The organism is Spirochaeta cellobiosiphila DSM 17781, assembly GCF_000426705.1.
GTDB classification, from domain to species: domain Bacteria; phylum Spirochaetota; class Spirochaetia; order DSM-17781; family DSM-17781; genus Spirochaeta_E; species Spirochaeta_E cellobiosiphila.
In genome coordinates, this window is sequence record NZ_AUFW01000027.1 from 1 (window position 1) to 11779 (window position 11779).

The window sequence follows — 11779 nt, forward strand, 5'->3', positions numbered from 1 at the left end:
ATCATTAAATTTAGAATGGATATTTTTAATTAGTTGTTTTTTTTTCGTTTCTCTCTCTATTTGCTTTTCAATTTTGCTAGTTAATTTGACAAGATCATCATGTTCCTTTTTATACTGCTCTTGTTCTGTTTTAGATACAGCATCATTTAAAGATACATTTCCACCATAGACCCAGCCTTGTTCATTATCATCAGTAATAACTTTAAGCCAATGGGATTGTACTCCTTCTATAAGTTCTTCCTTTCCTTGTTGGATAATAGTTAGAACCTCATCTTTGTTTAATTCGGTAATGGCTTTAGAGTTAAGAGTAGGGGATTCTAGTAAGTTACAGTTCTGTAGGGTTAAATAAGAGTATCCAGTTGTGTGATTAAGGATTATATCCCTGTCATAATCACTGGTTCCATCGGCATGACGTGGCCAAATGATTTTACTGGGATCATAGGCTTCTCTTGATACGAAATGCTCTATTTCTTGAGCCATTTCTTTAGTTCCCCTGGCATAGGTGAAGATGTGATTGTCTTCATTGACAGAGTCTATGTACATGTCTAGGTAGTCGCCGTCTTGGACGAAGATTAGGTCATAGGGTGTGGGGTGATTATAAAGACTTAGATAACAAGGTTGGAAATCAGAATCATAATTACTACTGCCATTAGAAATTCCGGAGATTTTGTATGTGTACTTATTGTATTTACTTTTTAGGTCATCAATAAATATATTAGAAGTTTCTTTGTAAGGGGTTGAAGAGCCTATGATAGTCAGCTCATTAAAAAAAATATATAAAGTTGTAAACCCTTTATACCATGGATGATCTTCTAAATAAGACTGTGCATCTTCAACATTCCTGTCAACTTTTTCTTCCCAAGTATGCCAACCTATTTCCTTTCTGAATAATAGATCTTTGATTTGCCAATATTCCTTATAATTCAGCATCGGAATATAATAACTTGCTATCCAAAAAGCAGAGGTAATTCTGGGAGGTAGCTTTTCTGAATTATTTACAAGGCTAAGATCATCGACAGATACTCTAGCTTTGTTACCTGAAGTTAGTCTTATTTCTACCGTTTTATCATATGATTGTGAAAATGAAGCGACAAATGAACCGATTTCAAATGTAACCTTCTCACCTACATGAAGGGAAGGAGAATCATTAGAATGATGTTTAACAATATAGTGCAGTTCTTGTGTAAAACATAGTGATGTACTTAGTAACAATAATAGTAATAATATGAAAGATCTCATCATTTTTCCTTAATTTAAATGTTAGTTTTCGAAATCAAAGGGAGTAACTTTATAAAAATTTATTTAACAACCATATAACTATGGAAAATGATATCAATTAAGAGCTTACACCATCGATTATCTTCTATCATTTAAATTACCAATTTATCTATTTCTTTCTGTTCATTATTCTTTTAATCACTTTAAATAATAAAATAACGAAGCCTACTAAAATTATGCCCGTTACTAAAACAATCAAATACGCAACTAGTTTGAAGTTTTGAATATAGCCTCTGTAAAGATCATTAAATTTAGAATGGATATTTTTAATTAGTTTTTTTTTTCGCTTCTCTCTCTATTTGCTTTTCAACTTTGCTAGTTAATTTGACAAGATCATCATGTTCCTTTTTATACTGTTCTTGTTCTGTTTTAGATACAGCATCATTTAAAGATACATTTCCACCATAGACCCAGCCTTCTTTATTATCATCAGTAGTAACTTTAAGCCAATGGGATTGTACTCCCTCTATAAGTTCTTCCTTTCCTTGTTCGATAATAGTTAGAACCTCATCTTTGTTTAATTCGGTAATGGCTTTAGAGTTAAGAGTAGGGGATTCTAGTAAGATACAGTTCTCTAAGGTTAAATAAGAGTATCCGGTTGTGTGATTAAGGATGATATCCTTGTGATAATCACTGGTACCATCAGCATGACGAGGCCAAAGGACTTTACTGGGATCATAGGATTCTCTTCTAACAAAGTGCTCTATTTCTTGAGCCATTTCTTTAGTTCCCCTAACATAAGTGAAGATGTGATTATCTTCATTAACCGAGTCTATGTACATGTCTAGGTAGTCGCCGTCTTGGACGAAGATTAAGTTGTAGGGAGTATTATTGTTATTTAATAATTCATATCCTGGTTGTAAATAGCTTACATTACCAACATGTTTAGAGAAAATATCATATTCGATATGATTATTATTTATATCTATCTGGGAAACTAGTAAATAAAGTGAGCGGTTCCCGTAAAAAGGAGAGAAATTAAGATAATTATTATCTAATTGTAAATAGAGAGGGGAGTAATATTCATACCATGGTTCTGATACTTCTCCAGTTTCATCGAGTACAATTTGCCTGTAATTCTTCCAATAGTCAGATTTTTCAAAAATAAACTTTTCTATTTGATTCTGTTTTAAAGTTAGCAATTCTATATTATATTGTAAGATCCATACATATTTTTCTAATTTTGTACTAAAAGAATGTCTATTTAAAAGAACTAAGTTATTTAAGCCAAGTTCAATGCTATTATTATCATTCAGTTTAGTAACTGTTATTATTATTTCATGGTTCGTAAATTTATCAAAATAGAAGAAACCATCCTTATCAAATTGTACAATTTCTCCTTTATGGACTAATTCACTATTATCATTAATAATCTTCTGTTCGTTGCTCGCTATATACTTTAAGCTTTGTGAATAAATATTAATTGAGAAAAACATAGATAATAACAAAAATATGTAGCTTGTTTTCATTTTAACTCCTATCATCCCAGTAGATATCGAGATAGTCAAAAGCGTTTACAATACCCACATCATTAGTTTCTAAATTCATATTTGTCTTAACTACTAAATCGAGAAAATGGCTGTCTTTCTTTTCACTCAAAAATAATTGCAAATGTAAGTGTGCACCAGCACCATGTTCTCTACTTTTAATATGATCTTCATTTATCAACGTTATAGACTTTGCAACATAATCGAATTTTTTTTCATCATTATCCCATTGCCAATTACTAACGCAATGTCCTGTGTTTCCAATGTAGCCCACAATTTGATTAGGAACAATGATAGAATTAACTTCAGGTATTGAGTCCTTTCTCTCTAAATGGGCTAAAAGGTAATACCTATATAATCCTTTATATTTCTGGTTTGCTTGGATAATAATACAACGTCCATAGTGATCGTTAAGATAATCATGACTCCAAACAACTTTTCCTCTTATTAATGCTTTAATAGGAACCATTCCGGATAGTGTATGATCTACAGCCATATCTACCCCCTCATGTCTATAGTCAGATGAATAAGGCTTCTCGTTAAACCATTGTGTCCAAGAAAATTGACCATCAGGCATGAATCCCGGATTATCTTTTGCATAAACAATTTTTTGGGAAACTCTACTCCCATCACTAGGTTTACGATAATCATCTAAGGTAATGGCTTTGTTATATTTATGATTTTCATCAATCGCCGAGGCCTTGCGGAGATGATCAACAAAATATATAGGATGTACGAAGTTTAAGCCGCCATTATTATCGACCAATTCGTTTAACTTAGAATTACCTTCCCATATATCACTTTTCTCAGCTGTGATTTGAAATTCAGTTATTTTTGCATTTCAATCCTTTTTCTTTCAAAAAGTATATACTAGTCTTCTTTTTCAAAATCAACAAAAATAGCTCTTATATCATTTTTTATATTATATGAGATCAACTAGATATTCTAATTCTCTATTTCTCTTCTATCTGGAATCCTAGCGCAAATATAGCTATTTAGACTTCCTGTTTTTCTTTTTGCTCTTCAAAATTAAAATAACAACAATAAGTAGGATTATGAAAACAAGCATTCCTCCAGTAACATAAAGAAAGACGTCGAAGTCTATCAATTTATCCATGGCTTCCTGTCGCAATCGTTCTTCTTCATCTCTGAGAGCTTGGGCTTTTTGCTCTATGGCTTTTTGTTCTTCTTCTGCTTTTCGTTCTTGCTCTAATTTTTCCTGATACTGCTGGGCTACTTTGAGAAGTTCAGCATGTTCTGCTTCATATCGTTCTTGTTCTTCTCGTGAGGTGGCATCATTTAAGGATATGTCTCCTCCGAATACCCAGCCTGTTTGATTAGTATCTGTTTTGACTTTGAGCCAATTTGATTGGATATCGTTTATTGTTATACTGTTATTCTTTTCAAGTATTGTGACAACATCGTCTTTTTTGATGTCAGCGACAATGTCTGAGCTAGAGTCTGGCTCTGTTCTTATTGTTGAGTCATGTAATGTTAAATAGGCATTTCCTGTCTTGTGGTCAAGGATTGTCTGATCGTCATAATCACTGGTTCCATTAGCGTGGCGGGGCCATAGGATTTTACTGGGATCATAGGGTTCTCTTCTGACGAAGTTTTCTATTTCCTTTGCCATTTCTTTGGTTCCCCTGACATAGGTGAAGATATAGTTTGAAGATCTTACTGAGTCTATGTACATATCTAGGTAGTCGCCATCTTGAACGAAGATTAAGTTGTAGGGGGTGGAATTATTATGTAATTTATCATACTCAGCTTGTAGATAATGTAAATTACTGACATGCTCAGAAAATACACTAAATGTATATGTATTCTTTGCTACATTATTTTTATCTAATAGTAAATCTATTCCAGCTCTATAAGAAAATGAACTAAACTCAATATGTTTATTGTCAATGAAAAAAGAGAGAGGTGTATAATAATTGTACCAAGGTTTTGGTGTTGAACCTGTCTCATTTCTATAAAATCTTTCAAACGTATCCCAATAAGGTGCATTTGTAATTATTGTTTCTTCAACTTTCTCCTGATTAAGAGTTAATATATCGATATTGTATTTCATTATCCAAAAAGATTCTTCTATTCTTCGTGGTAGATGATTGCAATCCAATTTTAATTCAAGATTACTAAGGCCAATTAGAAAACTACTGGGATTATCTTTAATAGTAGCTTGGAGCATAAATTTGTTTTTGTAGTCATCATAATAATAAAAGAAATCATTTTTTTATAGTAAACAATTTGTCCTTTATTTATTGTCATTACTTATCTTCTTCAGTTGTAACTTTTTCTTCACCAGTCGCTAAATAAGTTATTGATTGAGAAAAAAGCATTATTGTAAATAAAAAACTAAAGGTTAATGAAAATAAAAATTTCTTCATTTTTCATATATATCCTTATGATAAACTTTATTAATGATGTGGAAGCTTCTAGTTACCTCGAAGTCGGCCTGTTTCATAGAGTACTTTAAGGTGAAACTAATACAGTACTGTTACTATCTTGGCGTGTTAATATGTATTTCAATACATCTAGTAATATAACCTAAATTTATCTTACCCTATTTTTTATTCCTCTTTGATTTTACTAATCTCACTATTAGGTATGTAATTCCTATCAGTATTAAGAAAATAAATAAAAAGAATAAGAATATGGTTCCATAATAAATGAAATCATCTAAAGGTCTTTTAACAAGATTAGCATTTTTTTCGACTTCCTCTAATAATATCTGACGCTGTTCTTCTAATTTCTTTTGTTCTTCTGCTTCTTTTATCGCTTGTTCTGTTTTTAGCCTTTCCTGGTTTTCCTGATACTGCTGGGCTGCTTCGAGGAGTTCAGCATGTTCTGCTTCATATTGTTCCTGTTCTTCACGTGAGGTGGTATCATTTAAGGATATGTCTCCTCCGAATACCCAGCCTGTTTGATTATTATCTGTTTTGACTTTGAGCCAATTTGATTGGATATCGTTTATTGTTACGCTGTTAGCCTTTTCAAGTATTGTGACAACATCGTCCTTTTTGATGTCACTAACTATGTCTGAGTTAGAGTCTGGCTCTGTTCGTATTGTTGTGTTATGTAATGTTAAGTAGGCATTTCCTGTCTTGTGGTCAAGGATTGTCTCATCGTCATAATCACTGGTTCCATTAGCGTGGCGAGGCCATAGGATTTTACTGGAATCATAGGGTTCTCTTCTGACGAAGTGTTCTATTTCCTTTGCCATTTCTTTGGTTCCCCTGACATAGGTGAAGATATGGTTTGAAGATCTTACTGAGTCTATGTACATATCTAGGTAGTCGCCGTCTTGTACGAAGATTAGGTTATAAGGGGATGAATGACTTATAATCTGTTCATATCCAGACTGAATTAATGTATTATCATCATAAGCATTTGATATTATGGAAAACTTAATATTATTGGCTTTGATAGCTATTGAATCAACTAATAACCTAGTAAAGTCGTGATAAGGACTTCTTGATGTCACTATTAAATTAGGTTTTAATAAAATATATAGTGTTTGAAAATCTTCATACCATTCTCTATATGGGCCTGGTTCGTTTCTATGAAGTGTTTTTTCCCATGTGTTCCAAGATTTGTCTTGATTGAAGATGTAAGACTTTATCCTTTCATTGGACTTATATTGGAGAATATCAAAGTAATAGGACATTACCCAAATAGAATTATTGAATGGTTGTGGTAAATGAAGAGGCTTTTTCTTGAGTTCTAAATAATCACAACTGATGTACAAACTCTCTTCTAAATTTATTGGATGTACTTCAATCTCAGTAGTAAAATTATAATCATTTAGATTTCCACCTACAAAATCAGTGTCAATATAATGTATTACTTCAGCACCTTTTGGTAATTTTTTACCATCTATTGTATTTGATTCTGTGACAATATAATTTAATTCTTGTGCAGATAAAATATTAGAAAATAGCATAAGTGATATCAAATAAATAATTTTTGGATTCATAATTTTCCTCTTATATCCCAATATATATCATTATAAATAAATGGATTACAAATATAATACTTTTCTAATAATACATTTGGTGTTAAATATCTTAGATGTTCCACAAATTCTTTTTCTTCTTTATCACTCAAAAAAAGTTGTAAATGCAAATGAGCTCCTCCTCCGTGTTCTCTAGTTTTAAGGAAGTCATTTCCTTCCAAGTTATAGTCAACCCCTTGTATCATTTGCTGTTTATCTTCAGACCAATTCCAACTTGTGTGGCAATGTCCGGTATTACCAATATAACCAACAATATCTCCAGGTACGCATATACTTCCAACTTTAGGTATATATCTTTTATGTAAGTGACCTAAAAGAAAATACCTATTTAATCCATTATATTTTTGACTAGCTTGAATAATGACACATTTTCCATAATGATAATTACCATAATCGTGTGTCCAAATAACCTTGCCACGTATCAATGCTTTAATTGGTATTTCTCCACTTTTAGAATGAGCAACTGCTAAATCTACACCTTCATGTCTATAATCATCTTCATCATTATCACTTGGTTTTTCATTAAACCATTGTGTTAATGAATATTCTTCAGGCATAAAGCCTGGATTATCTACACAACGAAATTCTTTTAAAGGAATATTAACTCCTTCAGAGGGTTCTTTATAATTTGTTCTGGTAAACGTATGTCCTTTAAATTTATTGGGCTCATCAATTACTTTCGCCTTTCTTAGATGCTCTATAAAGTAAATTGGATGAGCAAACCACAGACAATTATCACTTTCTGCTAAACTAGACAATTTTGAGTTTCCTTCCCAGATGTCAGCATACTCTGCATGAGTTTTTAATCGATTTTCTGTTAGAGAAGTTAAGGTAAAACCAAATTTTTCTTTGAACTTATCCGAGATATTATCATATAAGTTTTTATTGAGTTCACTTGGATGTTTACATATGATCTTTCTCATCATCTCTCTATGAATTCTACTATTTTCAATAGGATGTGGACCGTATATCATATGCAACTCATTACTAGTTATGAAGTTATCACCTCTTTTTAGGAATAAGAATCCCTGGTTCTTATGATCTACTTCTTTTACTATATCTCTTCTATCACAAAAAATATCATCAGGGCTTGGATCGGTAACTCTTGTAAAGAAGTCATTTTCCCAGTCAAATATTGGTACCTTATACCTTCGAACATCTCTTTCTTTAATTAGATATTCTGTATTCTGAACCTTGAGATAAGTATCATCTGAGTCAAGAACACTAAATGTATTATATGAACTTAAATCTAAATTTTCATCTATCGTTTTAGTATAAGAATGTTTTAATCTCTTTGAGGAGTATTGAATTATATGTGTATCACCATTCGTATCAATTTGATCTCCTAGTGTTAATGATTGCTTTGTTAATAAATAGAGTGTTAAATTCACGTCTATATTACATGCATATTCTTTACCTGACCCCCTAGATATTACAGAGATGGAGTCTAACTTAGGTACTCTTAGTAAGCTAGGTTCTATTAATTTAATTAATTCTTCAATTTCGTCATCCTTTCTAATTGTAACTTTTAGTTTGTTATCTTCACTTAGTTCGATTTGATTATAAATTATATACATTTTACTAAGTGAACCTATTTTGATTTCTTTTACTACTTCTTTTTCTTTTTTCACTTCTTCAACTGCATTTGTCTTTTCAAAATAGATTCTAATAGAGTGTACTGTCAATTTATAGTATTCATGTCCATGTGATACCTGAGATTCTAGAGTATACTTTGTATGGGTTGGTAGAAATATTTTATCTGTTACATCAGGTGACCATGAATTCCTGTATAGATCAACATGGTGGTTATTTATATTATAGATATAGGTATTATTGATGTCATTCTTATCTTTAAGCTTGTAATCTTCAAATAAATCTTTATCTAGAATGAGTGAAACATCATAAGACCTTAATGTTTTTCTTGCATTTAATGCTGGATAACCAATGCTTTGTTCAACTAATGCCGCATGGTCTACATTCTTAATTTCATCTAGGTTATCAAAATTTATGAGTTTCACTTTGAATGTATTTTTAGTGTCATATGCATTTTCAATATATCTTAGTTTGTCATTTTTATGTTCTGCAGTTGGAAGATAGCACGCTATCATAGCTTTATTGTTAGTAGTAAAGAATTCTTTAGAATCTTGTTGGTCTATATAAAATTCATCATCTTTTTGAAGTAAAGAAATGGGTTGGCCATATCTGTCATATAGTTGTATCCCTTCAATAGATTCAAATAGGTCGGTATTTGTTTGATTTCTTTCAATAGTTGCAATAAGTGTTTTTACTTTGCAGTCTTTTATATCAATTTCTCTTGATAATAACTTTTCTTGTATATATCTCGTAAATTTTACATAACCTGCAGGTGTTTTGTCATCATTATCTCTTCTTTTAAAGCAATCATTAGTTACCAAATTATCAATAGGTTCAAGTTGGTCATCAAGAGTTATTTGTGGTAATGAATCTGGCAAACCTGCAACATTTCCTATGAATGAATATATTCTATCAGCATGATATATCTCTTTGTAATAATTACTACCTTCTTTAAGATACTCTTCCTTTATGTAGCATATGGTTTCCTCATATTCAACTTCAAATTTATTTATACATTTAGGATTATTGGCACCCACTTCCTTGGTAATTGTATAGTTTTTACTGTTGTATATTTCCTTTATCTTTTCTTGATTAAGTTCTAATGGCTCTTTTAATTTGATCCTTCCAATTGCTTGTCCTCCAGCTTTATTTTCACGAAATAAAGGTAGGTAGTCGTCTATGGTCAAACTAATGTTTTCTATTATAGAAGCTTCTTTATGTATTTCAATTCCCGTGATGGGAGGTTCATAAGGAGATGTTCTTGAAAAAGAAATGCTACAATTATCAAAAATCTCAAGATTTAAAACTTGCTCTAATGTTTCAGAGCTTTTCCTATTAGACCGAAATCTAGCTTTGTTGTATACATCTTTTTCTGAATTACTTATATATTTGAATACATTTAGACCATTTGAATTGGATAATTTGTACTGCCAATGATGATAAAATGAAGTTGTGTTGAATTCTAAAGAAGAGGTATCTTCTATATCTGCATAGTCATCATATTTCTGCAAATATTCGTTATCGTTAACGGGAGCAAGATTAGTATAAAGTGTATAGAATTGTAGTAGCTCATTCTTAAGTTCTGGAATATTTATCTCATGAGACATTAAAACAAAACTGTTTGATACTACATGTTTTCTATCCGCATCATTTTCAGCAGTCAGTTCATAATACTGCTTACCATGTGTTAGAGACTCAAATTTAGTATAGTGCATTTGCTCTGATAAGCTTAAGCTATTATAAGCTCTATCTGAAATAATAGATGGCTTATTTAGTTCTTTATACTCACTACTAATTCTATAGGCCACTATTTTTCCATCAAATAAGGGATACACGGCTTGTTCTTGACCTAAATTACTGATATCTGTTTCTTTTGTTTCAATGTGTATTCCACTGTGCCACATATTATTGGCTCCTATAGGGTAATATCCCCCTGAGCCAAATTCGTTTTCATCATAAACCGCTTCTGCGGATTGTAGATTTTTAGGCCATTTATACATTTATTTTTACTCCGACTTATTCTGATATCATTCCAATTTCATTATCAATTACAATTATGATCTTTTTTTTGGGATTAACTTTTATTTCTGTAAGGTCATAATCTGATTCATTTATAGTATGAACATCTACTTCCTGTTCTTCATCATGACTCTCAGCCATTGGATTTCTCACTTATAATCATTATTTTATATTCACCAGGTATTAGATCTTCTTGTTCAATCTTACCATTGCTGTCTGAAACAGCTTCTACTTCTGAATTATCAGCTTGGGTGATTTTACATCTAATATTTTCCATAGGGTTTGTTTCTATATCTATAAAGGTCAAACACAGTTTTTGACTGAACTCAACAGCATCACTTTCCACCGACTCACACTTAAAACACTTAGCCGTGAAGATAAACTTAGGCTTTTCGGTCAAAGGATTTTGAGGATCTGCCTGAAAGGAATAAACCCACTTCGCTTCTGCTTGTCCCCCTTCTACACGAGCCCAGACTTTCTTTTCTGGAGAATCAGTTTCCTGATCAGCATTTTGATCCCAGATGGTAAAGTGAACCACACTCATATCAGGAACATTGCTGGTGGAGACACTCATGGTCACTTCTTCCCCTATAAGGGCGGAAGTGACGCTCCAGGAAGGACTAGACAAGCTTCTTTCTTGTCGGGAGGCTTCTGCCGCCGCCTCGTCAGCTATAGGATTTTCGACATTGAATATGGTTCCCCCATCTTGTTCAAACTGATCTGGATCCATACCAGGAAGCATGATAGGGAGGGGCACTGCCGCTCCTGCAGCTACTATGGTACAGGTCTCCTGATCTTGGGGATCGCTACAGGTTTTCACCATAGAACCTAAGCAGGCGGCTTCCTTACCATTGATGAGGACCTTGGTAGATGTTCCTGAGGAGACGACACCTTCATTGCTGGGATTCTTTTTAAATTGAACTCCAGGAGGCATAGGAATGTGTCCTGGTGTGTCAAACATACTCGTTGAGTCTTTGGTTGCCGCTGGGGAACCAGATATCATAACGTCCTGTGATAGACCGTCTACGAGTTTTCCCAGGTAGGGATGAGGAATCATAGGGACAAGAGTAAGTCCTGATGGTGAAGGAACTTGGATGTCATGGAAGTCGATACCAAGGACCTGATCATTCTCCTTGGCTATTTGCTTCATTTCAGCAGTAACACCCCCGGAGCCTTTAAGGTCGATCTTACTCCCTTCGAGTACAGCATCCCCTGAGGCTACTATATCCATTCCAGAGGAGGATTCAATACTCAGGGCATCCCCTGTCCCTATGGTGAGGGAACTATTACATTGGAGGAGGGTTGCATCCTCACTTTCCATAATTAACTTACGGCAGGATATATTGATATCACCTAATTCATTTACGAGACTAAGACCTTTTTC

Annotated in this window: 8 protein-coding genes; all 8 read right to left on the reverse strand. The window is 32.8% G+C overall.

What is annotated here, in order from left to right; genetic code table 11:
• Positions 1–1239 (reverse strand): SH3 domain-containing protein (locus tag K345_RS20035; protein ID WP_037571505.1); only part of this gene is annotated, 1239 nt, incomplete at its 3' end.
• A 305-nt stretch (positions 1240–1544) separates the two neighbouring features.
• Complete coding sequence (locus K345_RS0106505; protein ID WP_028973485.1) at positions 1545–2747, reverse strand: SH3 domain-containing protein; 1203 nt, start codon at positions 2745–2747, stop codon at positions 1545–1547.
• Between the two features lies 1 nt (position 2748).
• Positions 2749–3531 (reverse strand): M23 family metallopeptidase, encoded by a 783-nt coding sequence (locus tag K345_RS0106510; protein ID WP_028973486.1) that lies wholly within the window; start codon positions 3529–3531, stop codon positions 2749–2751.
• A gap of 225 nt (positions 3532–3756) precedes the next feature.
• A complete protein-coding gene (locus K345_RS0106515; protein ID WP_028973487.1) occupies positions 3757–4956 on the reverse strand; it encodes an SH3 domain-containing protein in 1200 nt (399 codons plus the stop codon).
• 375 nt (positions 4957–5331) lie between these two features.
• On the reverse strand, positions 5332–6744 hold the full coding sequence (locus tag K345_RS0106525) for an SH3 domain-containing protein (protein WP_028973488.1): 1413 nt from the start codon (positions 6742–6744) through the stop codon (positions 5332–5334).
• On the reverse strand, positions 6741–10376 hold the full coding sequence (locus K345_RS0106530) for a M23 family metallopeptidase (RefSeq protein WP_028973489.1): 3636 nt from the start codon (positions 10374–10376) through the stop codon (positions 6741–6743). Before K345_RS0106530 ends, K345_RS0106525 begins: the two co-directional genes overlap by 4 nt.
• Before the next feature lie 16 nt (positions 10377–10392).
• Positions 10393–10536, reverse strand: coding sequence for a hypothetical protein (locus tag K345_RS23075; protein ID WP_156888324.1), 144 nt, complete (start codon positions 10534–10536; stop codon positions 10393–10395).
• The coding region (locus tag K345_RS23455) for a PAAR domain-containing protein (RefSeq protein ID WP_053228119.1) at positions 10529–11779 on the reverse strand (1251 nt) is incomplete at its 5' end. The genes K345_RS23075 and K345_RS23455, both read right to left, overlap by 8 nt.

Coding starts and splice junctions, on each gene's coding strand:
- K345_RS0106530 (WP_028973489.1), bottom strand. CDS start 10,376: ATGTATAAATGGCCTAAAAATCTACAATCCGCAGAAGCGGTTTATGAT.
- K345_RS23075 (WP_156888324.1), bottom strand. CDS start 10,536: ATGGCTGAGAGTCATGATGAAGAACAGGAAGTAGATGTTCATACTATA.
- K345_RS0106505 (WP_028973485.1), bottom strand. CDS start 2,747: ATGAAAACAAGCTACATATTTTTGTTATTATCTATGTTTTTCTCAATT.
- K345_RS0106525 (WP_028973488.1), bottom strand. CDS start 6,744: ATGAATCCAAAAATTATTTATTTGATATCACTTATGCTATTTTCTAAT.
- K345_RS0106515 (WP_028973487.1), bottom strand. CDS start 4,956: ATGCTCCAAGCTACTATTAAAGATAATCCCAGTAGTTTTCTAATTGGC.